Origin of the sequence: Amycolatopsis minnesotensis (assembly GCF_039529815.1) — a bacterium.
GTDB classification, from domain to species: Bacteria; Actinomycetota; Actinomycetes; order Mycobacteriales; family Pseudonocardiaceae; genus Amycolatopsis; species Amycolatopsis minnesotensis.
Map to the genome: position 1 here is coordinate 66768 of NZ_BAAANN010000020.1, position 24513 is coordinate 91280.

19 protein-coding genes are annotated in these 24513 nt (G+C 72.4%); 4 read left to right on the forward strand and 15 right to left on the reverse strand.

All coding sequences use genetic code 11. From position 1 onward, the window contains the following. Nucleotide 1 precedes the first annotated feature (1 nt). On the reverse strand, nt 2–1399 hold the full coding sequence (locus ABD256_RS24520) for an extracellular solute-binding protein (protein ID WP_344423270.1): 1398 nt from the start codon (nt 1397–1399) through the stop codon (nt 2–4). Nucleotides 1400–1408: 9 nt separating this feature from the next. Next, on the reverse strand, nt 1409–2617 hold the full coding sequence (locus tag ABD256_RS24525) for an ROK family transcriptional regulator (RefSeq protein ID WP_344423273.1): 1209 nt from the start codon (nt 2615–2617) through the stop codon (nt 1409–1411). Nucleotides 2618–2905: 288 nt separating this feature from the next. Between ABD256_RS24525 and ABD256_RS24530 the strand changes: the two genes are divergently transcribed. Beyond that, on the forward strand, nt 2906–3937 hold the full coding sequence (locus ABD256_RS24530; RefSeq protein WP_344423276.1) for a YncE family protein: 1032 nt from the start codon (nt 2906–2908) through the stop codon (nt 3935–3937). A gap of 68 nt (nt 3938–4005) precedes the next feature. Here the strand turns inward: ABD256_RS24530 and nudC are convergent, their stop codons facing one another. From nudC to ABD256_RS24555, 5 genes are read right to left on the reverse strand one after another with little or no spacing between them, the layout of a single operon-like run. Continuing rightward, nucleotides 4006–5028 carry an NAD(+) diphosphatase gene (nudC, locus tag ABD256_RS24535; protein ID WP_344423280.1) on the reverse strand — a complete coding sequence of 341 codons (1023 nt, stop codon included), beginning with the start codon at nt 5026–5028 and terminating at the stop codon, nt 4006–4008. Further along, nucleotides 5025–6404 (reverse strand): M16 family metallopeptidase, encoded by a 1380-nt coding sequence (locus tag ABD256_RS24540; protein ID WP_344423283.1) that lies wholly within the window; start codon nt 6402–6404, stop codon nt 5025–5027. The genes nudC and ABD256_RS24540 overlap by 4 nt, the downstream gene beginning before the upstream one ends. 2 nt (nt 6405–6406) lie before the next feature. Beyond that, nucleotides 6407–7690 (reverse strand): M16 family metallopeptidase, encoded by a 1284-nt coding sequence (locus tag ABD256_RS24545; RefSeq protein ID WP_344423286.1) that lies wholly within the window; start codon nt 7688–7690, stop codon nt 6407–6409. A 41-nt stretch (nt 7691–7731) separates the two neighbouring features. Next, entirely contained in the window at nt 7732–9423 is a 1692-nt protein-coding gene (locus ABD256_RS24550; protein ID WP_344423288.1) for a DUF2207 family protein, read from the reverse strand. Between the two features lie 17 nt (nt 9424–9440). Next, entirely contained in the window at nt 9441–11231 is a 1791-nt protein-coding gene (locus tag ABD256_RS24555) for a DUF2207 domain-containing protein (RefSeq protein ID WP_344423291.1), read from the reverse strand. Between the two features lie 575 nt (nt 11232–11806). Between ABD256_RS24555 and ABD256_RS24560 the strand changes: the two genes are divergently transcribed. Further along, complete coding sequence (locus ABD256_RS24560) at nt 11807–12994, forward strand: neutral zinc metallopeptidase (protein ID WP_344423294.1); 1188 nt, start codon at nt 11807–11809, stop codon at nt 12992–12994. An 864-nt stretch (nt 12995–13858) separates the two neighbouring features. Here ABD256_RS24560 and ABD256_RS24565 read toward each other — a convergent pair. Further along, nucleotides 13859–14707 carry an RDD family protein gene (locus ABD256_RS24565; RefSeq protein ID WP_344423297.1) on the reverse strand — a complete coding sequence of 283 codons (849 nt, stop codon included), beginning with the start codon at nt 14705–14707 and terminating at the stop codon, nt 13859–13861. A 33-nt stretch (nt 14708–14740) separates the two neighbouring features. On the opposite strand from ABD256_RS24565, the gene ABD256_RS24570 reads away from it, so the two are divergent. Next, entirely contained in the window at nt 14741–15748 is a 1008-nt protein-coding gene (locus ABD256_RS24570; RefSeq protein ID WP_344423300.1) for a stage II sporulation protein M, read from the forward strand. Here ABD256_RS24570 and ABD256_RS24575 read toward each other — a convergent pair. Genes ABD256_RS24575 through ABD256_RS24595 form a run of 5 tightly spaced genes read right to left on the reverse strand, consistent with a single transcriptional unit; the run spans nt 15745 to nt 20798 of the window. Further along, nucleotides 15745–17040 (reverse strand): DUF58 domain-containing protein, encoded by a 1296-nt coding sequence (locus ABD256_RS24575; RefSeq protein WP_344423303.1) that lies wholly within the window; start codon nt 17038–17040, stop codon nt 15745–15747. The two genes, ABD256_RS24570 and ABD256_RS24575, sit on opposite strands and share 4 nt — an antisense overlap. A 2-nt stretch (nt 17041–17042) precedes the next feature. Beyond that, nucleotides 17043–18005, reverse strand: coding sequence for an AAA family ATPase (locus tag ABD256_RS24580; RefSeq protein ID WP_344423305.1), 963 nt, complete (start codon nt 18003–18005; stop codon nt 17043–17045). Next, nucleotides 18002–19120, reverse strand: a complete 1119-nt coding sequence (locus ABD256_RS24585; RefSeq protein WP_344423307.1) for a DUF4350 domain-containing protein — start codon at nt 19118–19120, stop codon at nt 18002–18004. Before ABD256_RS24585 ends, ABD256_RS24580 begins: the two co-directional genes overlap by 4 nt. Beyond that, entirely contained in the window at nt 19117–19752 is a 636-nt protein-coding gene (locus ABD256_RS24590) for a DUF4129 domain-containing protein (protein WP_344423310.1), read from the reverse strand. Before ABD256_RS24590 ends, ABD256_RS24585 begins: the two co-directional genes overlap by 4 nt. Further along, nucleotides 19749–20798: a DUF7847 domain-containing protein gene (locus tag ABD256_RS24595; RefSeq protein ID WP_344423313.1), complete on the reverse strand. Its 1050-nt coding sequence runs from the start codon at nt 20796–20798 to the stop codon at nt 19749–19751. Before ABD256_RS24595 ends, ABD256_RS24590 begins: the two co-directional genes overlap by 4 nt. A gap of 206 nt (nt 20799–21004) precedes the next feature. Here ABD256_RS24595 and ABD256_RS24600 point away from each other — a divergent pair, with 206 nt between their 5' ends. Further along, entirely contained in the window at nt 21005–22036 is a 1032-nt protein-coding gene (locus tag ABD256_RS24600) for a neutral zinc metallopeptidase (protein ID WP_425546514.1), read from the forward strand. Between the two features lie 870 nt (nt 22037–22906). On the opposite strand, the gene ABD256_RS24605 is transcribed toward ABD256_RS24600, so the two are convergent. Together ABD256_RS24605 and ABD256_RS24610 are read right to left on the reverse strand one after the other, a co-directional pair. Next, on the reverse strand, nt 22907–23314 hold the full coding sequence (locus ABD256_RS24605) for a hypothetical protein (protein WP_344423316.1): 408 nt from the start codon (nt 23312–23314) through the stop codon (nt 22907–22909). Between the two features lie 90 nt (nt 23315–23404). After that, nucleotides 23405–24478, reverse strand: a complete 1074-nt coding sequence (locus tag ABD256_RS24610) for a potassium channel family protein (protein WP_344423318.1) — start codon at nt 24476–24478, stop codon at nt 23405–23407. Nucleotides 24479–24513: the final 35 nt, after the last annotated feature.

The following is a 24513-nucleotide window of genomic DNA, read 5'->3' on the forward strand; positions in this document are numbered from 1 at the left end:
CTCAGCCGCCCTTTTGGGCCAGCTCGTCGTTGATCTGCGCGTCGACCTTCTTCAGGCCCTCGGCGAGATCGGGCACCGAGCCGGCCTGCCACTTCTCGGCGAAGTCGTTGACCGCCTTCAGGTGCGCGTCCCCGATCGGCGTCGACGGGTTCGGCAGCAGCTTCCCGCCGCCGTACATGTCCAGGAAGGTCTTGAACTCGGGATCGACCTGGAGCTTCGGATCGGTCAGCGAAGCCTTGGTGCTGGGCACGTTCTTCAGCCCGTTCGCCAGATCGACCAAAGTGGACGTGTCCAAGGTGACCTGTTTGATCAGCTCCCACGCGGCACCGGGATTCTTGGCGCCCTTGGGGATCGCGACGATCGTGCCGGTCACGAGACCGCCGCCGTAGCGGTCCGGCTTGCTGTCCAGCACCGGCGGCGGCGCGGTGCCGAACTTCAGGTCCTTCGCCTGGTCCTTGATGAACGCCTCGCGGTACTCGCCGTCGATCATCATCGCGAGCTTGCCCCGCTGGAAGCCGTGGTCGGCCGAGTACTCGTCGCCGAGTCCCGCCTTGAACTGCTCCAGCTTGTCGTGCCCGTAGAAGTCGATGAGCTTCTTCTGGAACTCGAACATCGCCTTCCACTCGGCGCTTTCCGCGAGCCGGGACTTCCCGTCGGGACCGAGGTAGGTGGCGCCGAAGTTGGGCGCCCAGTACTGCGCCTGGTTGGCGTAGAACGGCATCGTCGGGATGAAACCGGCCACCTTGATCGACCCGTCCGGGTTGAACTGGGTCAGCTTTTTGGCGGCGGAGAACAGTTCCGTGGTGTTCTTCGGCGGCGCGGAGATCCCGGCCGCGGCGAACAGGTCCTTGTTGTAGAAGAAGCCGTACACGTCGGCCAGCATCGGCATCGCGCACCGCTTGCCCTGGTACTCGGTGTAGCTGCGCACCGCGTCCGGGAGCTGGGACAGGTCCACCTTGTCGCGGTCGAGGTAGGGCTTGAGGTCCTGGAAGCTGCCGTTGTGGCACCAGGCGCCGAGGTTGTCGGTGTAGAACGAAATCGCCACGTCGGGCGGGTTTCCGCCGCGGATGGACTGGGTCAGCTTGTCGTCGTCCTGGTTGCCCTCGTGCTTGATCTCGATGTTCGGGAACTTCTCCTTGAGCTTTTCCAGGCCCTTGGTGACAATCCCGTACTCGCGCGAGGTGAACTTGCTGTAGACGGTGAGCGTGAGCTTGTCGTCCTTGCCCGGCGCGGCGGCTGGCTCGCCCCCGCTGCCCGTGCCGCCGCCGGCGCCGGAGCACGCCGCCACCAGCACGGCCGTCGCGGCCGTGCAGAGCACCAGTGAGCCGCGCCCGCGGCGGCTCGTCCTTCTCGTCCTTCGAAACCTTCCAAGCCTTCGAACCGGGGTCGTGGGGAGCATGACCCTCCTTCAGAGTTCGGCGGTGGGGAACGGTGGGATCGCCACGGGCGAATACGGCCCGTGGAGCACTGGGGTGTTGTGGTTGCCGAGACCGAATTCGGCCTCGCGGACGTAGGCGAGCGCCGAGCGCAGCGCACCGGCGCGCACCGCGTTGCCGCCGATCGCGGTGACGCCGACCGGGGTGCGCGGCACCACGAGCCGGTGCAGCCGCTCGGCGACCGCGGCGGCGAACGGTTCGCCCGCGACGCGGCTGACCTCGCCGCACAGCAGCACGACCTCGGGGTCGACGAGGCTCACGATGCCTGCCACGCCGACCGCGACCCTGGCCGCCAGATCGCCCACGAAACCGTCCACTTCGGACTCCATGGCGAGCCGGACCGCCTCGGCGCCGTCGGCCGCCTCGATGCCGTGTGCGGCGGCGAGCTTCCTGATCGCCGGGTAGTCGACGAGGTTCCCGAACCGCGCGCCCTCCTTCGGCGTCCCGGTGTCGGCGACCGCGGGATCGGGCACGCGCATCCAGTCGATCTCGCCGCCGCCCCCGGTCGCGCCGCGCAACAGGCGCCCGTCGACCACGACCGCCCCGCCGACGCCCTCGTCGAGCCAGACGAGCGCGAAGTTCTTGCACCCGCGCGCGCGGCCGACCGCCATTTCCTGCAGCGCCACCAGGTTCACGTCGTTCTCGACGGTGACCTCGATGCCGAGCCGTGCGGCGAGCCGTTCCGGCAGGTCGAACCCGGACCACGACGGCAGGTGCGGCGCGGACGCCGGTGCGAGGTGGCCGGTGTTCGGGTTGAACGCGCCCTGCGCGCCGATCACCATCAGGCTCAGCTCGCTCAGCGGCACCCCCGCCGACAGCGCGGCGTGTTCGGCGGCCGTCGCGAACACCTCGAGCGCGCCCTCCGCGGGCAGCGGAACCCGATGCTCGGCGAGGACCGCGCCGGTCACGTCGGCGAGCACGAAGTCGGCGCCGTGCGTGGTCAGGTCCACCGCGGCGACCGTCGCGAGCTTCCCGTCGACCGCCCAGAGCTGGGCCCTCGGCCCCCTGCCGCCACCGCGAACCCCCGCCTTGACGACGATGCCGTCCTGCTCCAGACGGGTGAGCAGCTGGGCGGTGGCGGGCTTCGACAGGCCGATGACCTCTTCGAGATCGGCCCGCGTCAACGGCCCCGCACTGAGCAGCGCGTCGATGGCGGCGCGGTCGTTGATCTCGCGCAGCATCCGAGGGCTTCCGGCTCGCACAGGTGTCTCCGGCCTTTATTAGGAAACTTTACAGACGGTTTCCGGCGACTGTAGTGACCCGGACCACAACTCGTCAACGGTCTCCTTCTCGCGCGCTTGCCCCGAACTCCGCCCTTGAGGACTCGCGCTGCACCGGCGGGGACCCTGCGGCGAGCCTCCGGCAAACCCCCGACCCGGCCACCCACCTCGCCGGAACCGACGCGCTCACGTCAGCACGGTGGCCGCCGGGGCATTGGCGCCGGGCCGGGGAGCCGGTACAAAGCACGCATGGTGACGCGAAGAGCGGTGTTGAAGGCAGCGGGGACGAGTGGACTGGCGATCGCGGCGGGACTGCCCACGACCGCGACCGCGACGGCGGCGGTACCGGATGCGGACGTGCTGGTGCTGGTCGAGAAGAGCGCGCACGCGGTGGGCTTCTTCGACGCCGGTTCCGGGCAGCGGCTGGCGACCGTCGCGCTGCCCCAGTTCCCCCACGAGCTGGTGGTGGACTCGCGGGGCGAATACGCCTACGTCGGGCACTACGGGGTGCGGATGTCGTCGGACACCGGCGAGGGCGGTGCCGCGATCTTCGTGCTCGATCTCGCCAGGCGCGAGCTGGTCCGGACCATCAGCACCGCGCCGTTCAACCGCGTGCACGGCATCCGCATCGACGCGCGCGACCGGCTTTACGCGCTGAGCGAGGAAAAAGCCGTCCTGCTCGGCTTCGACGCGCCCCGGACCGACACGGCGCCGACGCGCGCGGTGCACACCGGGGGCATCAAGACGCACCTGTTCTCGCTGAGCCGCGACGGGGAACGCGCCTACGTCACCGGCCTGCTGTCCCACACGGTCAGCCTGGTCCGCCCGTACGACGCGGCCACGCCGCCGGTCGTGGCCTCCCCCGGTCAGCTCCCGGAGAGCAGTTGCCTGAGCCAGGACGAGAAGGTTCTCTTCGTCGGCGCGCGGAAAACCCCGGCGGTGGTCGCGCTGGACGCGCGCACGCTCGCGGTCCGGAAGGTGTACGAAGTGGACGGTGACCCGCTGCGCGTGTACCCGTACGGCGAGGATCGCCTGCTGGTGACCGATATCGTGCGGAAGACGGTCACCGCGCTCAGCACCGATCTCCGTCCACTGTGGTCGGTCCAGTGCACCGGCATCCCCTCCGGCGTCGCACTGCACCCGGCGAAACCGCTCGCCTACGTCTCGGAGCTGGGGACCAACCAGGTCAGCGTGCTGGACCTGACCACCCGCCGGATCACCAGCTCCTTCCCCACCGGCCTCGACCCGGACTCGGCGGCCGTGCTCACGCCCCGAAGGTGACCTTCGGAGACCTCGGTGCCCCGAAGGTCACCTTCGGGGCACCGAGGTTTGCCGATACAGCCGGGAAGTCAGGATTCGGCGTCGGCCCACGCCTTCAGCATCACGCGCGCGATGGACGAATTGCCGGGGAGCACCAGGTTCGCGGCGCCTCCCCCGATCGGCGTCGGCTTCGCGTTTTCGTCGCGCAGCAAGCTGTTCTCGAACGCCGCACGCACCTCCGCGCGCGAAACCCACAGCGCCTGCTCGATTTCGCCGTCGGCGGGCTTCAGCGGCGCGGCGATGTCGGCGCGCGCGGTGAAGCCGAGCATGATCGAGCGCGGGAACGGCCACGGCTGACTGCCGAGATAGCGCGGTTCGCGCACCTCGACGCCGACCTCCTCGCGAATTTCGCGCTCGACGCAGCCTTCGAGCGACTCGCCCGCTTCGACGAACCCGGCCAGCACCGAGTACCGGTCCTTCGGCCAGATCGGCTGGCGCGCCAGCAGCACGTGCTCGCCGTTGACGCCGACGTCGTCGTGCACGAGGCAGATCACCGCGGGATCGGTGCGCGGGTACTCCTCGCGCCCGCAGTTCGAGCACTTGCTCGCCCAGCCGAACTGCACGAACCCGGTCTCCCCGCCGCACTTGGCGCAGAACTTCGCCCGGCGCCGCCAGTTGCGCAGCGCCTGCGCGGTGGTGAACAGGCCCGCCGAGGTGTCGTCGAGCAGATCGCCGTAACCGCGCAGGTCGACCCACAGCTCACCGTCGTGCGAGGGGACCTCCTCGACGAAGCCCCAGCTCCCCGGCGACCGCACGGTCACCGGGTCGCCCTGCGGCTCGCCGGGCACCGACCAGTAGTCGGTGCCTTCCCATTCCCCGAGGAACGCCGCGTCCGCCACGGGTTCCGGCCCGAAGTCGACGGCCTTGCGGGTGGCCAGCGCGGACGCGGTGTCCTCGCGGACCGGGGTGCGGCCTTCGCGGGAGAGCAGCACCACGCGGGCGTCCGACCACCGCGACTCGAGCCGCTCCGGATCGGTGCGCAGCGTCTCCTGCCGGTCCACAGTGGACCGGGAGAGGGTCGGCAGCTCGCCGAGGTGGAACGGCGCGGTCACGACGGTTCGCCGACGGTGACCCCGCCGAGCGCGGTCAGCTTGGGCCCCAGCAGCTCGGCGTCCCCGACGACGACGCCGGTGAACCGGCCCGGCGCGAAGAAGTCGAGCGCGGCCTGCGCCACGTCGTCCACGGTCACCGCGGCGAGCCGCTCGGGGTGCGCCGCGACCCAGTCGAACCCGAGCCCGGTCGAGGCGAGCGCGGTGAGCTGCCCGGCGAGCCCGGTCTGCGACGCGGTGGAAGTCACCAGCGAGCCGATCGCGTACTGCCGCGCGGATTCCACTTCGGACTCCGTCGGCGGCACGAGGCCGAGCCTGCCGAACTCGTACCTGGTCTCCAGCAGTGCCGCCGCGGTGACGTCGCTCGCGGTGTCCGCGTCGACGTTGACCACGGCGGAGGAGCCGGTGAACTCGAACCCGGAATGCGCGCCGTAGGTGTACCCCTTGTCCTCGCGGATGTTCTCCACCAGCCGTGAGGAGAAGTAGCCGCCGAACACGAAGTTGGTGACCTGCAGCGCCGCGTACCGGGGATCGGTGCGCGGCACCGTCTGCGCGGACAGCCGGATCTGCGACTGCACCGCGCCGGGCCTCGGCACGAACAGCACGTCGCCGCCGGCCAGCTCGGGCAGCGGCGCGAGCACCTTGGCCGAACCGTCCCCGGCCCAGCCGCCGAGCACGCGCTCGAGATCGCCGATCACCTTGTCCGGGTCGATGTCGCCGACGATCACCATCGTCGCGCCGCGCGGCAGCACCGAAGCGGTGTGCAGCGCGCGGACGCCCTCCGGGGTCACCTTCACGATGTCCTCGGCATGGGGCACCTCGCGCGTCGCGGGGTGGCTGCCGTAGCGGTGCTTCTGCAGTGCCTCGCGGGCGATCGTCCTCGGTTGCGTGCGCGCGACCGCGAGCCGCTCCACCAGCCGCTCGGACTCCCTCGCCACCTCGGTGTCCACATAGGACGCACCGGTGAGCGTGTCAGCGAACACGTCCAGCAGTGTCGGCAGGCCGCTGGCCAGCGCGTTGCCGCTGATCGAAAGCCGCTCCGGGTCGACGCCGACGCCGATCTCACCGCCGATCAGCGCGAGCTCGGTGTCGATCGCCACCCTGTCCCGCTTCGCGGTGCCGGTGAGCAGGGTTTCCGCGAGCACCTCGGCGGTCGCGGGGTGCAGCTCGTCGTCACCCGCGAACGGGATCCAGAGCCGCACCTCGACGAGCGGCACGGTGGCCTTGCGGACCGCGAGCACGCGCAGCCCGTTCGCCAGCACGGTGTCCACATGGGACAGATCGGCGGCGGCGCGCTGCTCGCCGAGCTCGGGCACCGGCCTCGGGCCGCGCGCGGTCCTGCCGATCTCCTCGGCGGTGCGGTGGGTTGAAGAAGTCACGCTCACTTGCCTTCCTGCTCGGGCTTGACCACCAGTACCGCGCGCGAGTCGGGGCGCAGCGCCTTGGCCGCGGCCACGACGTCGTCCGAGGTCACCGCCGCGATCCGGTCGGCGAGGGTGGCGACCAGCGCCGGATCGTCGTAGAGCAGCTCGAACGAGCCGAACGCGAGCGTCCGCGAAACGAGCCTGTCGTGCTCGGAGTGCAGCCCGGCGGCCCAGCGCGCGGTGACCCTCGCCAGCTCCTGCTCGTCCGGCGGGGCGGCGGCGAGCTTCTCCAGCTCCTCGTCGAGTGCGCCGAGGATCCGGTCCGGCTCGACCTCGGGTGTGTGGATCGCGGTGATGGTGAAGACGTCCGGGTCGCGCGCTTCGAACGGGCCGAACAGCCCGGCACCCGCGCCGAGGTCGGTGACCAGCGGCTCGCGGTGCACGAGCCGCTGCTGCAGCCGCGCGCCGTCGCCGTCGCCGAGGACACCGCCGAGCACCAGGTTCGCCAGGTAGCCGTCGAGGTCGTTGATCGGGTCCGGCATCCGGTAGCCGACGGCGAGCGCGGGCAGCGGGGCGTGCGGGTCGAGGTGCTCGCCGCGCAGCTCACCGGCGGGCAGCGGCTCGGCGAACGACGGGCGCGGCGGCTTCGGGCGCGCGGGCACGTCGCCGAAGTGGCGCTCGATGAGCTCGCGTGCGCGGTCGACGGTGAAGTCGCCCGCCACGGTCACCACCGCGTTCGCCGGCGCGTAGTAGGTGTCGAAGAAGGCCGCGCAGTCTTCGAGCGACGCCTGTTCGAGATCGGTGAAGTCGCCGTAGCCGTTGTGCGCGTTGGGGAACGTCTTGTAGAGCACCGGCGGCAGCAGGATCCACGGGAACCCGCCGTAGGGCCGGTTCAGCACGTTGAGCCGGATCTCCTCCTTCACCACGTCGATCTGGTTCGCGAGGTTCTCCGCGGTGAGCTTCGGGGCGCGCATCCGGTCGGCCTCGAGGAACAGCGCGCGCTCGAGCGCGGCGGCGGGCAGCACCTCGAAGTAGTCCGTGTAGTCCGGGTGCGTCGAGCCGTTGAAGGTGCCGCCGCTGGACTGGACGTACCGGAAGTGGGCGAGCTTTTCGAGGCTCTCACTCCCCTGGAACATCAGGTGCTCGAAGAGGTGCGCGAATCCCGTGCGCCCTTCGGGCTCGGAGCGGAAGCCCACGTCGTAGTGCACGCTGACGCCGACCACCGGTGCGGTCGGGTCCGGCGCGAGCACCACGCGGAGGCCGTTGTCGAGGGTGTACCTGGTGAGGTCGGGTGCGGCCATGCGCCCCACCCTACGACCAAGCACGCGGCCGCGTGGCGGTCCTACCGCGTTCGCCCGGCCCGCCGCACCAGCACGCGCTCGGCCACGACGCCGCCGAGCGCGCGGGTCCTGCGCAATTTGGCTGAGACGCTGAAAGCCCCGCTCAGCGTGCCGATGAACTCCTCGACGCCCGCGAGCGCTTGTGCATCCTTCTCGGCGACATACCAGTAGACGGCCGGAGCCCGCTTGAGCTGGCCGAACGCCGCGAGCCACGCCGGGGCCTCCCCCAGCGCGAGCGCGTAGGCGAGGCCGCGCGAGAACACCACGTCCCGTTCCAGCTTGGGGACGCCCTTCGCGCGCGTGCCGTGCACCTGGTCGGCGAGGCCGCGCAGCCTGCGCGCGAGTGCGTGGCCGCGTGCCGTTCGCGCTGGGAGAACACGGCCCGCCACGGCGAGCGCACCGCCCGCCAGCGCCAAGATCACGCCGAGCTGGGCGTACCCGGCGGTGCACGCGAGCAGCAAGGTCAGGAACACCCCGTAGCCGACGATCCGCGGCCCGGCCTTGGCGAGCCTGCCCGACGGCCGGTCCGGCGGGCGGGAGAACCAGCGGCGGCGCACCACGTCGGCGTAGAGGGCGTCCTGGACGCCGCCGAGATCACCGCCGCGGGCGGCGAGCGCGGACACCGGGACCGGCCCGGCGTCTTCGGTCCCGAAGACCAGTTCGAACACCGCGCGCTCGTAGCCGGTGAGCTGATCGTCGGGATCGTTGCGGCGGACGAGCAGCCAGTCCGGGATTTCGCGGTCCTCGGCGCGCACCTCGCTGACCCACAGGTAGTTGCGCACGGCGAGGTCCAGCACGGTGGCCGCCACGTCGAGCGGGTCCATCCGGTTCGCCAGCACGGTCCCGGCGTGCCCCGGCAGCGCGCCGTCGGGTGAGGCGAACTGGCCGTCTTCGGTGAGCATCTCCACCGGCGACGGCCGGATCGGCGACGACGCGCGGCGCCGCAGCACCGCCACCCTGCCCCCGCCGGCGAGCAGCAGCAGCGCGAACAGCACCCAGGCCACCCCGACCGGCCAGGTCACCACGAAGGCGCCCGCGAAGGTCTTCGACGGCTCCAGGTCCTCGTTCGGCGGCACCAGCCCCGGCGGCAGCTCGACCGTGATGTCCATGCCGTGATCGGGGCGCAGGTGCTGCTGGCTGAACCGGCTCAGCCCGGTGTGGTCGATCTGGGCCGCCTGGCATTCGGCCGGCGGATAGGTTCCGTTCTCGGGCCCGAGCTGGCAGCGCACCGCGCTCGCGATCGACGGCGCGGCAACGGACGCGCGCACGAGGTTCAGCCCGGTGTCCCAGCCGCCCTCCAGCCGCCAGAACGCGGTGAGCACCCCGCCGTGCTCCGCGACCGCACCGTCCACTGTGTACCGGAGCACCGAGGTGCCCTGCTTCAGCCGCACGGTGACCTCGTCGTCGGTCCTCGTCACGTCGCCGGAGCCTTCGAGCACCATGTCCCGCACGTCGTAGACGCGGTCGCGGTGGTGCGCCGCGGTGCGCCGCAACGGGATCCGCCGCGTCATCTCCGTGTTCTCCGGCACCGAAACGGCTTCGGCGATGTGCAGCGCGCCGTCCTCGCCGATCTTCACGGTCAGCTCGGCGCTCTGCGGCAGCGAGGGCACCGGGGTGTCGTCCTGCGCGGCCGCGGTGCCGGGAGCGAGCACGCCGAGCACCGCGATGGCGCACACCACCACGCTTCGCCGCACGATCGCGCTCCGCCGGGTCAGGCGGGGACGGGCTCTGGCCGGACGGACCGGCGGTGCCCTGCCTCGGCGAGCAGCCCGTCGAGCGCGGTCAGGAAGGACGGGAAGTGCTGTCCGAACCGGCGCAGGTCCGAATCGCCTTCGAGCCCGCCGTACCAGTAGACGCCCGGCGCGCCGTCCGACGACGGGTCGAGGTCCGCGAAGGCCTGCACCCAGCGGTCGGTCTCGGCGAGCACCACCGCGTAGGGCAGCGAGCGCGAGAACACCATTTCCTGGTCCGCCGGCGGGATGTCCTCCCGTTTCGCGGCGCGCAGGTAGCCGAGCAGGCCGGGCACCTGTCCCGCGACGGACCGGCCGCGCTCGCTGCGCGCGGGCAGCTTGCTCGCGCCGACGGTCAGGCCGATCCCGGCGAGCGCCACCGCGACGCCGATCAGCGCCTGGCCGACGGTGAACGCGAGCACGACGGTGGCGACCGCGCCGAGCGCGGTCATGCCGATACCGGCCCAGGTGAGCTTGTTCCGCCCGGCGGCGTCGGGGCGGCGGGTGAACCACTTCCGCGCCACCACGTCGTCGTACATCGCGTCGCGAACCGGGTCGAGGACGAGCGTGCCGCCGGAGCGCACCTCGGAGAGGAGCACGCTCTCGGCGCCTTCGGGCAGGAGCGCGTCGAACACGGCGCGCTCGAAGGCGTGCAGGTGCTCGTCGGGCGCGTTGCGGCGCGCCAGCTGCCAGTCGAGGAAACCGTTGGGGCCGCGCAGTTCCGCGATCCACAGGTAGTTGCGGACCGCGAGGTCCACCACGGTGGCGCTGATGTCGACGACGTCGACCGTGCCGTCCACGACCGTGCCGACCTGCCCCGGCAGCACGCCGTCCGGCGAGGCGAAGTACACCCGCTCGCCGTCGCGCACGAGCACCTCGACCGGCGCCGCGCGGCCCGCGAGCGCGTTCGCGTCACGGCGGCGCAGGCGCCACAGGAGAAGCAGTCCCGCGACGAGCAGCAGCACGGCCGCGCCGAGCGCGACCAGGCCGGTGGTGTCGAACCCGAACGCGGCCGACACCGAGGACACCGCGACGAACTTCGCGTTCGCGGGGACCGTGCCCGGCGAAAGCCCCACCGCGACGTCCATCCGCTCGCCGGCCTTGAGGACGAGCTGCTGGACGCGCGCGACACCGGTGTGGTCCACCTCGGCCAGCGTGCAGCGCTGGTTCGAGCCGAGCGCGCCCGCGAAGCACTCGCTCGCGGTGGCGGGGCCGCCCGGCGCGATGAACGACGCGTCGACCTTGCCGAGGTCCGCGTTCCAGCCGCTGGCGACCTGCCAGCGCACCTGCTGGCCGTCCGCGAGATCGGCGACCGCACCGTCCACTGTGTACGTGACGGTCGATTCGCCGCCGGAAAGCCTGATCACGAAGGTGTCGGCGGTGGCCTGCGCGGTGCCGTTCCCCGCCACCTTCGCGTCGCGCACCGCGTAGGTGCGGTCGTGGTCGTCGTCGGCGGGCACGCGCAGCGGGACCTGGCGTTCGAGCTGCTGCCCGCCCGGCACGACGACCTTCTCCTGCACCTGCAGGGCGCCGTCGCGCTGGACCTTGAGCGCGACCGAGATCGCGGGACCCGGCGGCGCGATCCGCTCACCGATGCCCTCGCGCTTGTCGATCTTGCTCATGTCCTGGCCGGGGACCTCCGGCATGGACGGTCCCGGCGCGGGGCCGAGCGGTGGCGGCGGCGCGGCGCCTGCCGTGCCCGAGGTGACGAGCACGGCGGTCACGGCCGCGGCGGCGACTCCGGCTGCGGCGGCCCCCAAATTCCTGAACACGGTCACGGACGATAGTCCACCCGGCTTATGCTGCGGTCGCGATTACGCGAATTCACTCCGATCAGCGCATACCGACCGTGGGGGCCAGTACACGCCATGACACCGAACCGGGGTGCCCGCGCGCGCCGACCGTCCACAGGCGACACTGGCCGCACGGACGGCGCCGCGCGCGTTTCGCGACACCTCCTCAACACCGTTCACTCGGGGGTCTCATGACTCAGCCACCGCACCAAGGCCCGCCGGGGCCCCGTGGCCCGAACGGGCCGCGGGGGCCGCAGGGTCCTCGCGGGCCGCACGGTCCTCAGGGTCCCCAAGGGCCCCAGGGCCCGCAAGGCCCGCAGGGGCCGAACGGGCCGCAGGGCAGGCCGGGCGGTCCGCCGTCGCCGCCGGGCGCGCGCCCGCTGCCGCCGCCCGGCGCCCGTCCCGCCGGCCCCGGGCCCCGGCAGCAGCCGCCCCAGCAGTCACCCCAGCAGCCACCGCGACAACCACCGCAGCAGCCACCGCGGCCGCCGCAGGGCAGGCCGGGCGGTCCGCCGCCGACCCCGCCCGGTGGCGCGCCCTTCCCGCCCGGTGGGATGCGGCCACTGCCGCCGCCACCCGGTGCCGCGCCGCTGCCACCGCCGAGCCCGGTGTTCGCCCCGCCGGTCGGTCCCGGCGCGCACGCGGGCCCGCCCCCGTTCGGGCCGCCTCCCGTGCCGTTCGGGCCGCAGTTCGCCCCCGCGCAGTTCGGCCGCCCGCCCGCGAAGTCCGGGGCGGGCGCGATCGTGGCGATCTGCATCGTCGGCGCGCTCGTGATCGTCGGCGGGACGCTCGGCATCATCGCGGCCTCCGGCGGCAAGAAGACCCGCAGCGCCGACGCCGGGTATTCGAGCTACTCGAACACCTACAGCTCGAGCGCGAGCAGTTCGGCGTCCTCGAGCAGTTCGTCTTCGTCGTCGTCCAGCTCTTCCTCGTCGTCCTCCTCGACGGGCACCTCGACCTCGTCCGGGTCCGACGAAACCTCGCGGAGCGGGCCGCCGAGCCGGACGCAGAGCGGGCCGCAGCCGGTGGCGAAGCTCGCCGACAACCCGCTGTTCGCCGACAGCAACTACGGCCTGCAGAACAAGGCGTGCCAGCTCGCTCGCTGGTCGAACAACGAGTCGGCGGCCGCGGCGTTCATGGAAAGCGCGAAACCGTGCCTCGACGCGGTGTGGGCGCCGGTGATGTCCGCGGCGGGGCTGCCGTTCAAGTCGCCCGGCCTGCAGAGCCCGTCCGGCAAGAGCTGGTCGAGCCCGTGCGGTTCGGTCGAGTACGACAACATCGCCGCGTTCTACTGCCCGAAGAACCAGACCCTGTACATGCCCTACGCCGGGCTGCGGGTCGAGAACGGCGGCGCACATCCTGGGATCTACCTCGCGGTGTTCGCCCACGAGTACGGCCACCACGTGCAGAACCTCAGCGGCATCGAGGGCGCCGCCGACGAACAGCGGTACAACGCGGGCCAGGATTCGAGCGCGGGGCTGGAGGTGTCGCGGCGGCTGGAGCTGCAGGCGCAGTGCTTCTCCGGGATGTTCCTCGGCTCGGCGACCAACCACGGCGGCAGCATCGACCAGCAGATGCTCAACGAGGCGTGGAACAGCAACCGCCGGGGCGACGACCACGGCGCGCCGCAACGCGACCACGGCAGTGACGACCACTCCGAGGGGTGGTGGCGCACCGGCTCGAAGTACAACCGGAACCAGCGGTGCAACACCTGGGCCTCCTCGTCCAAGGACGTGGCGTAGCGAGCCGGACGCGCTGACGTCCCTGAAGGCGCTGGCCGTGGCGTCAGGTTCCCCGAAGGACGCCTTCGGGGAACCTGACGCCACAATCTCGCCCCTCGCGCGCGGCTGGGGCTGGCATATGCCCTGAACGGAGCCTTCGGGGCATGAGCATCACCCTGCTCGCGCGCCGCGAAGGCCGAGTATGCGGCGTCGGAATTCCCCGGAAGATGCTCCTGGGGAGATCGGGATGGACGCGGTCCGGGCATACCCTGGCCCCGTCAGGTACCCGAAGGCGACCTTCGGGGACCTGAGCGCCACAAACTCCGCCCTCGCAAGAAACTCACGCAGCCTCAGCGGGGTCCCGCCATGCCCCGAAGGATGCTCCTGTGAGGGTCAGGGCGAGGCTCACCGCGCATGCCCCGAAGGCGTCCTTCGGGGAACCTGATGCCGCGAAGGCGTCCTTCGGGGAACCTGATGCCGCGAAGGCGTCCTTCGGGGCATGGGCTGGGATTTCGCGGCTCGCGCCTCTTCGTCCGCGTCCACGCTCGTGCCCCGCAAGGGGACCTTCATAGACGTGCACGCCGCGGATGTGACCTTCACGGGGCCTGCTCCGCTCCGGGCCGCATGCCCCGAAGGGGCCCTTGAGGGAATCTGATGCTGCGAAGGCGTCCTTCGGGGCATGGGCGTGGCTGTCTCGTACGCCGCGAGGGGCGGGATTGTGGCGTCAGATTCTCTCAAGGCGTCCTTCAGGGACTCAAGCCTCCGCGCGGCTCCACACTTCCGCTACCCATCTCACCCGAATCGACGCGCGCGCATCAGCACTGTGACCTTCAGGGACCGCGATGCCCCGAAGATCACCTTCGGGGCATCGCGGTCAGCCGGGGATCAACTCGGTGGCGCGAAGGGGTTTTCGGGACGCGGCTCGGGCGCCGACGGCTCGGGCGCGCTGTCCGCGACAGCGGGTACGGCGGGCACGGCGGGCACGGCGGCCCGGCTCGCGCGGGCGCTGCGCTCGGCGAGCACCGCGCTGAGGTAGGCCCAGTCCGGCACGCCTTCGGGCACGGGGGTGCCGATCGCGGCCACCACGTCCGCGGTGAACGCCCGCCCGAGTTCGTGCGCGGCTTCGGGGCGCAGGTCGTGGAAGCGGCCGAGGTACTGGCGGATCGCGAGCGCGAGACCGTCGTCGATGCCGGAAAGGTCCAGCCGCGAAGCCCATTGCGCGAGCGGCGGCGGCATGACGAGCACCGGCGCCGGCGTTTCCGGGAGCCGGTCCCGGAGCACGACCGTCCCGGCGAGGAAGTCGCCGATCCGCTTCGACCGCGACGAACAGAGCGAGACGCCCATCCCCACCACGGCCCAGACGAACGCGGGCCCGAAGTCGACGACGGCACCGGCGAGCCCGCGCGCGAGCGCGTGCCGGAACCGGATCGGCCCGCCGTCGTCGCGGACGACGCGCAGCCCCAGTGCCATTTTGCCGAGCGTCCTGCCGTGGTTCAGCGCTTCGAACAGCACCGGGTAGCCGACGCGGACGAGCACCAGCACGGACAGCAGCACCGCGACGGCGAGCGATCGGTCACTGAGCCCGGTCAGCAGCAGGGCCAGGAACGTCAGCAGCAGCACGGCGACCTGCACGAGCGCGTCGAGCACGAACGCCACCCCTCGGCTCGCGAGCGTCGCCAGGTGGAGTTCGAGCACCACCGCGTCACCGGTGACCAGATCGGAGTCGTCTCGCACCCCGCAAGCGTAGTGACCGCATAGGCTGCGCGAATGGACCTGGACGCCTTCGTGACCGCGCATCGCGGCGAGTGGGAGCGCCTCGCCGAGCTGACGAAACGCGGCCGGTCGCTGCGGGGTCCGGAGGCGGACGAGCTGGTGACGCTCTACCAGCGCGCCGCCACCCACCTGTCCGCCGCGCGGTCCGGCGCGCCCGATCCCGCGCTGCTCGCCCGGCTTTCCTCGCTCGTCGCGCAGGCGCGCGCGGCGGTCACCGGCACGCACAACCCCGCGTGGCGGGAGTTCGGGCTGTTCTTCTCGCGCCGTTTCCCCGCGGCGCTCTACCGGGGCCGCTACTGGTGGCTCGCCAGCGCGGCCGCGTTCGTGGTGGTGAGCGGGCTGCTCGGGGTGTGGATCGCGAAGGACCCGAACGTGCGGGCGAGCCTCGCGCCGCCGGAGCAGCTCAAGGCGATGACCGAGCCGGGCGGCAAGTACGAGACCTACTACTCGACCGGGCCGGCCGCCTCGTTCGCGGCACAGGTGTGGACGAACAACGCCTGGGTGGCGGCGACCTGCCTGTTCCTCGGGGTGCTCGGCGGCGTGCCGGTGGTGCTGGCGCTGGGCCAGAACGCGCTGAACCTCGCCGCCGGGCTCGGCCTGATGACGGCGGCGGGCCGCGGTGACGTGTTCTTCGGGCTGATCCTGCCGCACGGCCTGCTCGAACTGACCGCGGTGTTCGTCGCGGCGGGCATGGGGCTCCGGCTCGGCTGGACGGTGGTCAACCCCGGCGACCGCACCCGCGCCACCGCGCTGGCCCAGGAAGGCCGGTCCGTGGTGGTGCTGGCGCTCGGGCTCGCCTGCGTGCTGCTGGTGTCCGGCGTGATCGAAGCCTTCGTCACGCCGTCGGGCCTGCCGACCTTGGCGAGGATCGGGATCGGCATCGCCGTAGAAGCAGCCTTTCTCGCGTACGTGTTCATCGTGGGCAGGCGTGCCGCGCAAGCGGGCGAAACCGGCGACCTGGATTCCCGGTACGCGGGCGACACCCTCCCGGTGGCCGGTTAGAGGCGCCCGGCGGCCTTCAACGCGAGGTAGGCGTCGGCGAGCGCGGGCGGCAGGTCCGCCGGGACGGCGTCGACGACACCGATGCCGCGACCGCGGAGCAGCCCCTCGACGTGCCGTCGCTCGGCCAGCGCGCGTTCGGCGGCCGCGGCGTCGTACACGGCCTCGGCGTCACCCCGGCCGCGCGCCATTTCCGCGATCCGGGGGTCGGCGACGGACGCGACGAGCAACCGGTGCCTGCTGACCAGCGGCCCCAGCACGGGCAGCAGGCCCGCTTCGAGCGGCGCCGGGTCGAGCGCGGTGAGCAGCACCACGAGCGATCGGCGGTGGGCGCGCTTCAGCACCTCGGCGACCATGCCGCGCGCGTCGGTTTCGACCAGGCCCGGTTCGAGCGGCGCCATCGCGTTCACCAAGGACGGCAGCAGATCCGCCCGCGACGACCCGGCCGCGCTCGCGCGCAGTGCCCGGTCGTAGGCGATCAGGTCGACGCGGTCGCCTGCCCGCGAAGCCAGCGCGCCGAGCAGCAACGCGGCGTCCATCGCGGCGTCGAGCCTCGGCGCGTCGCCGACCCGCCCGGCCGAGGTGCGGCCGGTGTCGAGCACCAGCAGGACACTGCGGTCGCGTTCCGGGCGCCAGGTCCGCACCATCACCTCGGCCGCCCGCGCGGTGGCCCGCCAGTCGATCGAGCGGACGTCGTCACCGGTCACGTATTCGCGCAGGGAGTCGAATTCCGTGCCCTGGCCGCGAACCAGCACGGCCTGCCTGCCGTCCAGCTCGCGCAGCCTGGCGAGGCGCGAGGGCAGGTGCTTGCGGCTTTCGAACGGCGGCAGTGCGCGCACGGTCCATGGCACCTGGTGCGAGCCCTGGCGCGCGGCGAGCCCGAGCGGGCCGGCGGACCGGACCGTCACCCGGTGCGCGGGGCGATCACCTCGGCGGGTCGGCCGCAGCGTCGTCACCACGGTGCGCCGCTCGCCCGCCGGGACGGTGAGCGCGTGCCGCCGCCGGTCGGCGCCCGCGCTGGGCGTCCACGCGTCCCGCAGCACACCCTTGACCGCGCGGCGGCCGGGATTGGTCACGGCGAGGACGACCTCCGCGGTTTCGCCGAGCCGTACCGACGACGCCCCCGACCTCGCGAAGGTCAGCGCCCTGACCCCGCCGGCCAGCACGAGATCCACGAGGACGCCGAGCAGCAGCACGGCGGCGACGACGAGCACCCCGGCCGCCGAAGGCATGACGAGCCCGACGAACGCGACGCCGAGCAGCGCCAGCAGTCCCACCCGTCCGGTGATGGCCATCGCTAGCGCGGGACCGCGACCGAGGCGAGCACGCGGTCGAGCACCCCGTCCGCCGTCACACCCTCCAGCTCCGCCTCCGGCCGCAGCCCGATCCGGTGCCGCAGCGCAGGGCGCGCGAGCGCCTTCACGTCGTCGGGCGTCGCGTAGCCGCGACCGGCCAGCCACGCCCACGCCCTGCTCGCGGCGAGCAACGCCGTGGCACCGCGCGGGGAAACCCCGAGCCGGACCGACGGCAGCTCCCTGGTCGCGCGGCACAGGTCGACCACGTACCCGATCACCTCGGGCCCGGCCGTCACCCCGGCCACCGCCGCGCGTGCCGCCGCGAGCTGCGCGGCACCGGCGACCGGGCGCAGGCCCGCCGCCGCCAGATCGCGCGGGTCGAACCCGGACGCGTGCCGCGTCAGCACGCCGATCTCGTCCTCCCGCGACGGCGCGGGCACGGTCAGCTTGAGCAGGAACCGGTCGAGCTGCGCCTCGGGCAGCGGGTACGTGCCCTCGTACTCCACCGGGTTCTGCGTCGCGATCACCGCGAACACCTCGGGCAGCGCGCGCGACGTGCCGTCGGCCGAGACCTGCCGCTCCTCCATCGCTTCGAGCAGCGCCGACTGCGTCTTCGGCGGCGTCCGGTTGATCTCGTCGGCCAGCAGGAGGTTCGTGAAGACCGGCCCCGGCCGGAACGTGAACTCGCCGCTGTGCGCGTCGTAGACGGTCGACCCGGTGACGTCGCCCGGCATCAGGTCCGGCGTGAACTGCACGCGCGTGGTCTCCAGGTCGAGCGCCGCCGCCAAGGCGCGCACCAGCAGCGTTTTCGCGACACCGGGCACCCCTTCGACGAGCACGTGCCCGCGGCAGAGCAACGCGATGATGAGCCCGGTGACCGCGGCGTCGTTGCCGACGACGGCCTTGCCGACCTCGGCGCGCAACGCGATGAGCGCGTCACGCGCGGAAAGCTGATCGGTGGTCAAGATCTGCGAATCCTTTCCTCTAGCGCGTCGAGATCGTCCGCGAGGCGCACCAGGTCCGCATCGCCACGCACGCCTTCTCCGTACAGCAACTGGGAAATCTCGGCCGCGGTAAGTCCACTTCGGACGGACACGGCGGCGATGACGGCGGCGGGTCCGGCGTCACCGCTCATCGACAGCGCGGTCGCGAGCCGCGCCACCGCCGCTTCGCGCAGGATCGCCGCGGCGTGCCCCGCCGCGCCCGAACGCCGGTACAGCCGCGCCCTGCCTTCGGTCGTCTCGGCCGCGCGCACCACGACCGGCAGCGGTTCGGTCACCACCGGGCCGAGCCTGCGCGCGCGCCACAGCGCGAACACGACCGCCGCGACGGCGAGCTGGACCCCGCCGAAGACCCAGCCGTCGGGCAGCAGGCCGGTGATCGTCTCGCGGCCTTCGGCGAACGCGGGGTCACCCGGCACCGGCAGGTACCAGACGAGGCGGGGACGGGCGCCGAGCAGCCGCATCGCGAGCGCCGCGTTCCCGTTCTCGCCGAGGTGCTGGTTGGTCAGCGCCACGCCGTCGCCGAGCAGGGTCGCCGGGTGCGCGTCCCGCACGGACGCGACGCTCCCGCCGTAGCAGGTGGTCACGCGGGAGTCCGCGAGGAACCGCTGGCCACCGGTCAACGCGTCACCGGCGGCCGCGGCGGCGGGCAGCGAGCAGTTCGGCGCGTGCACCGCGGCGTCCGGTCCCCCGTAGGTCCGCACCGCGGGGAGCACGCGGTCGAGCGCGGGCTGTCCCGGCGCGATCAGCACGCTTTCGGCGGCGCGGTCCCGTAGGTCGGCCAGCCGCTCCGGCCGCACCGTCCCGCCCGCGGTCACCAGCACCGTCGAGCCGGGTGCCGCGGCGAGCGCGTCGTCGAAGGTCGCCGCGACGACCACGTCGACGCCCTGGTTCCGCAGCAGCGCCGCGAGCGCGCGCGAGCCCGTCGGCGCGGCCGATTCCGGGTCCAGCTCACCCCGCGAAGTGCCGCCGGTGGCCAGCGCCAGCACGATCCCGCCGAGGAGCACCAGCGCGGTGATCGCCAGCGGTGCGCGCGCGGCACGCCAGATCGCGCGCGCGTCAGGGGAAACCGCCGTCACCGCGCGAGCTCCGGGCGTTGCGCGGCGGCGCGTTCGTCGAGCGCGCTCATGCGGTGGTAGTCCGCCGCCGTGGCCGGTTCGCCGCCGTAGTGCACCGCGTCGAACATCCCGGCCGCCCAGCGCAGCTCGTCGGCGACGCCGGGCAGTGCGCGACCGGACTCGGCCGCCGCCTCGTCCGCGGTCCGGCCCGACTGCGCGTCCAGCACGCCGCGCTCCTCCATGCCCCGCACCAGCGCGCGGAACCGGTCGCGCACGGCCGCCGCGAAGACGCCCGACGCGGCCGCGGCCCCGGCCGCCGCGCGGTGCTCGGCGGCCGTCCGGGTGCGGTCGGCGAACACCGGCCGCGCGACCGCGCCGGCACGGGCCGTCTTCCCGACCCGCAGCCGCACCACCACGATCACCACGACCAGGAGCACCAGCAGGACCGCGAGCCCGAAACCACCGCCGGGGACGAACGACGTCACCGCGTCGAAGAGGTCGCCCAGCCGGTCGACGAGCCACTGCGCGGCGCGCTCCAGCCACGACGGCTCCGCCGCCTGGTAGTCGGCCTTCGCCAGCTCCGCCTCGGCGGCCGCCCGCGCGTCGTCCCGGCCGATCACGACCGGGACGTCGGCGGACAGCGGCCCGATCACCGCGGCTGCTGCCCCGCGGCGCGGATCAGCTCGAGGTCCATGCCCTCCCGGCGCATGCGCTGGTCGATGTAGAGCAGCGCGGTCGCGCCGGAGGTGAACGGCGTCACGAACGTCTGCGCGATGACCTGCCCGACCGCGGAGAGCACGATCGCGGTCGTGGTCAGCGTGGTCGCGGTCAGCGAAGTACCGCTGATCAGCGTGAACACCCAGTTGACCAGGAGGCTGATCACCACCCCGATCAGCATCACCAGCAGCAGGATGCCGAACACCCGGCCCCACATCCCGGTCACCAGCCGCGCCGACCTGGTCAGCGAGGTGCCGACCTTGCCCTGCTCCAGGATCAGCGCCGGCGTCGCGAGGCTGTAGCGCACGTAGAGGAACACCGACAGCGGGATCGCCGCCAGCACGAAGATCACCCCGACCTGGCCGATCAGCACCATGAGCAGGAACCCGGCCACGAACGGCACGGCCACCAGCACCGAGTAGACGATCGTCAGCCCGAGCAGCGGCAGCCACCTCGGCTTGGCTTCGGCCATCGCCTCGGAGAACCGCACCGGCTTGCCGAGCACCGCCTTGCCGAGCACGACCGTGAGGAACCCGGCGAGGAAGGTCTGCGTCAGCATCGTGATCACCGCGCTGATCCCGAGCGACCCGAGCGCCTTCGGCAGCGCCGCGATGGCCTGCCGCTCGATCTCCGCCTTCGTCGCGGCGGGGCCTGGCGAGAGGACCGTGTTCAGGTCGTCGAGCACCCACAGCTCGCCAGCGAGGCTCAGCAGCGCGCTGACCACCGCGACCGCCGCGGAGACGCCGAGGATGCTCCCCGCGTGGCGGCGGATGGTGGTGATCGAGCCGTCGAGGATCTCGCCCACCGCGAGCGGGCGCAGCGGGATCACCCCCGGCTTCGGCACGCCGCCCCAGTTCTGCTGCGGTGGCGGCGGCGCGGACGGCAGCGGGTTGCCGGGTTCGGCGGACTCGCCGGGGGTTCCGGCGGCCTTGTCGCGCTCACCGTCGGGATCGGGCGAGGCCCAGCCCCCGTGGTCACTCATGGAAACTCCCCTGCTCGCTGGTGGATCACCCGGATGTGCTGCCGGAATAGTCCCACTTTCGGTTCCGGCGGCGCCGCCTGGCCAGCCAACCACGCCGCCGGTGAGGCGATTCACGGTCCCGCCGAACGCAGCGAAGGACGGGGCCGGATCGTTATGCTTTGCGAAGCCGCACCGACCGCCCGAGTCCAGCAGGGGAAGAAGCGCCGATGACGCAACCGCCGCGCGGCCCGTCGAGGCAGGCGGGACCGCTTCCCCCGCCGCCGCCCGGCCGCCAGCCGCGGCAGGCGGCACCGCGGCGGAACCGCAGGATGACGACGGTGCTCGCCGGTGTCGCGGTCCTGCTGTCCGGGCTGGTCGTCTACGTCGCGGTCACCAAGGGGCAGGAGGCGCAGGACGCCGCCGACAAGGCACAGGCGGCGCAGACCACCCCGGCCGCGGCGGCCCCCTCCGCCCCACCGGTCCCGGCCACCACCACCGCGGGCAGCGGCGCGGGCGCGGGCGGCCCCGCACTCGACGGCCAGAAGATCCTGAAGCTCGCCGACCACCCGATCCTCGCCGACCCGGACGCCGGGCTGAAGAACCTCGCGTGCGACCTCCCGAAGTGGCACGCCGACCAGGAATCAGCCGAAGCGTTCTTCACCGCCGCGGGCAAGTGCCTCGACGCGGCGTGGGGCCCCTTCCTCGAGTACTACCACCTGCCCTTCCACCCGCCCGCGCTGCACTTCCCCACCGGACCGAGCTTCCAGACCGACTGCGGCACCATCAAGGTCGGCATCGCCACCGCCGCCTACTACTGCGAAAACAACCTCTTCGTCCCGTTCAAGGGGTTGCAGACCGACCAGTACGGCGACAACCCCGGCGTCTACCTCGCCCTGTTCGCCCACGAGTACGGCCACCACGTGCAGGAGGTCGCCGGCCTGATGGACGCCGCGTGGCAGCAGATCTACGCGGTCGGCCAGAACAGCGCCACCGGCCTGGAAATGGCGCGGCGCAAGGAACTCCAGGCGCAGTGCTTCTCCGGAATGTTCCTCGGCGCCCACGTCGACCGCGGCGGCAGCGTCACCAGGGACATGTACGACAAGGCGTGGAAGGACCAGGAAACCCGCGGCGACAACACCTCCGGCAGCCACGACCACGGCACCAACGCGCACTACGCCCAGTGGTGGCGCACCGGCGCGCAGGACAACCGGATCGCCAAGTGCAACACCTTCGCGGCTTCCTCGACTGACGTCTCGTAAGCGCTGTGTTGTTTATCGGTCGTCAGAATTTGCGCTGCCAGGGCGCGGCTCCCAGCTCGACCCGCCGGTTGGTCGCGGGGTGCGCCCTGCCATCGCAAATTCAGAGGGCCCAGGGGGCCCTGCGACCGACCGAGACGCTCCCCGCCGCGCGGGGCGCGTCGGCTCGCCGGTGGGTGGCTGGGTTGGGAGTGACCGCGCCTTCGGCGCGGGCCTCGCGGCGCTCGGGGCATAGCCCGGGTGCATCCCGCGCCTCCGGCGCGGACGCAGGCAGGCGAAGCCGGATGGGGCGGCTGGTGCAGTTCGCGGGCTAAACGTCGCGGGCGGACGAGCTGAGGCGGAGCCCGCGGAGTGCATTTAGCGGGCTAAACGTTGTCGGGGGCTGCCGGGTCGAAGTGGGGGTCAGGTGCGTTTAGCGGGCTAACTGTCGCGGGCGAGGGCTGCTGGGCGCACTGGTCACCGGGTGCGTTTAGCGGGCTAAACGTCGCGGGCGGGCGAGCTGAGGCGGAGGCCGCGGAGTGCATTTAGCGGGCTAAACGTCGTCGGTGGAGGCAGCGGGCGGGGCATGGCTCGGCCGGTGCAGGAAGGGGCCACGGTCACGAGGGGCGAGTTCGCGGCGTCAGAGTCCCCGAAGGTCGCCTTCAGGGACTTGGGGCAGCCACCCCTCCGCAGAAGAGGCACCCGCTCCACCCCACCTGCAGTCCGCGCCGAAGGCGTGGTCATGCGAAAGCCAGCCACCCACCGGCCAGCCGGTGCGCGCGGCGCGCCGGGGAGCGTCCAAAGTCGTGCGCAGGGCCGCCAGGCCCTCCAAATTTGCGATGCCGGGGGCGCCCCGCCACACAGCAGTGACTCATCTCAGGAGCCGCGCCCCCGTCAGCGCAGTCGCACGATAAAGGCGTAGGTGGCGCCTGCGAAGCAGCTCAGGGCTACCAGGAACAGGCCGACGGGGCGGCGGAGGTCGCGCGCGCCTTCCGCGGTGTCGGCGGCGGTGACGTTGACGGTGCCGGAGCCCGCGCCGGATTCGACGCGGATGGAGACCCGTTCGTCCTTGCCGTGCCCGCAGCCGTCGAGCGTGCCGGTGCGGGGCTGGCCGCCGAGAGTGAAGGTCACGGTCTCGTGCCCGCCCTGCCCGGCGCATTCCACCGGCGCGGTGACCTTGGCTTCGACGACGTCACCGGCCTCGGCGTTCGCGATGCCGAACAGGCTGGGGCCGAGCCACCACGCCACCGCGACGATCGCGATCCCGACGAAAGCGGCCACCCCGAGCGCGTTCCAGTGCAACTGGCCGTGACTTCTGAGGGGTTCCGCTCGTTGCCGCACAACGAATATGGTTCCAGATCCCCCCGGCAAAACCCACCTCGGTGCTCGACCTCAGCTTTCGATGCGCTCGGCCTGGGTGACCTTGCGGACGTAGAGCAGCCGATCCCCCGGTTCGATCGCGTCGGCCTGCGGCGCGTCGACGCGGTACAGCTCGCCATCGCGGACCAGGCCGAGCACGATATCGGGCAGGTGCCTCGGCGAGCCGCCCTCCTCCGACGGCTCGACCGCGCGCTCGGCGATCGCGAGGCCCGATTCGGGGGTGAGCAGGTCCTCCACCATGTCGACCACGAGCGGGGTCGAGGTGGCCATGCCGAGCAGGCGGCCCGCGGTCTCGCTGGAGATGACGACCTGGTTGGCACCGGACTGCTTCAGCAGGTGCACGTTCTCTGCCTCGCGCACGGACGCGACGATGTGCGCGTTCGGGGCGAGTTCGCGGGCGGTCAGGGTCACCAGCACCGCCGAATCGTCCCGGTTGGTCGCGACCACGATGGCCCGCGCGCGCTGCACACCCGCGACCCGCAGCACGTCGGAGCGGGTGGCCGAGCCGTGCACGGTGACCAGGCCGAGCGCGCTCGCCGCGTCCAGTGCCTGCTGGTCGGTGTCGACGACGACGATCTGGTTCGGCTCGACGTCTTCGTCGCCGAGCAGCGTCTTGACCGACGCGCGACCCTTAGTGCCGAAACCGACGACCACGACGTGGTCTCGCACCTTGTGCCTCCACTTCTGGATGCGGAACGCCTGCCGTGACCGTTCGGTGAGCACCTCGAGAGTGGTGCCGACCAGCACGATCAGGAACAGCACGCGCAGCGGGGTGATGACCAGGACGTTGACCAGCCGTGCCGACGAGGTGGCGGGCGCGATGTCACCGTAGCCGGTGGTCGACAGGGACACCGTCGAGTAGTACAGGCTGTCCAGGAAGGACAGCCCGTCGCCGTTGGCGTCGCGGTAGCCGTCGCGGTCCAGGTAGACGATCAGCACGGTCGCCAGCAGTGCCAGCAACGCGCCGAGCACGCGCTTGACGATCGACCGCATCGGGCTGACCGAGGTCTCCGGCATCTTGATGACGCCGACGAGCGTGTGGTCCGGCTGCTCGCTCAGCCGTTCCCCCAGCGGGATGCGCTTCATGAACCGGCCCCCGGCCGCGGGTGGTAGGCGTCACT

Excerpts from the sequence above, each read along its gene's own strand:
- ABD256_RS24520 (WP_344423270.1), bottom strand. The coding sequence starts at position 1,399 with ATGCTCCCCACGACCCCGGTTCGAAGGCTTGGAAGGTTTCGAAGGACG.
- ABD256_RS24525 (WP_344423273.1), bottom strand. The coding sequence starts at position 2,617 with ATGCTGCGCGAGATCAACGACCGCGCCGCCATCGACGCGCTGCTCAGT.
- ABD256_RS24530 (WP_344423276.1), top strand. The coding sequence starts at position 2,906 with ATGGTGACGCGAAGAGCGGTGTTGAAGGCAGCGGGGACGAGTGGACTG.
- ABD256_RS24545 (WP_344423286.1), bottom strand. The coding sequence starts at position 7,690 with ATGGCCGCACCCGACCTCACCAGGTACACCCTCGACAACGGCCTCCGC.
- ABD256_RS24560 (WP_344423294.1), top strand. The coding sequence starts at position 11,807 with ATGCGGCCACTGCCGCCGCCACCCGGTGCCGCGCCGCTGCCACCGCCG.
- ABD256_RS24570 (WP_344423300.1), top strand. The coding sequence starts at position 14,741 with ATGGACCTGGACGCCTTCGTGACCGCGCATCGCGGCGAGTGGGAGCGC.
- ABD256_RS24575 (WP_344423303.1), bottom strand. The coding sequence starts at position 17,040 with ATGGCCATCACCGGACGGGTGGGACTGCTGGCGCTGCTCGGCGTCGCG.
- ABD256_RS24595 (WP_344423313.1), bottom strand. The coding sequence starts at position 20,798 with ATGAGTGACCACGGGGGCTGGGCCTCGCCCGATCCCGACGGTGAGCGC.
- ABD256_RS24600 (WP_425546514.1), top strand. The coding sequence starts at position 21,005 with ATGACGCAACCGCCGCGCGGCCCGTCGAGGCAGGCGGGACCGCTTCCC.
- ABD256_RS24610 (WP_344423318.1), bottom strand. The coding sequence starts at position 24,478 with ATGAAGCGCATCCCGCTGGGGGAACGGCTGAGCGAGCAGCCGGACCAC.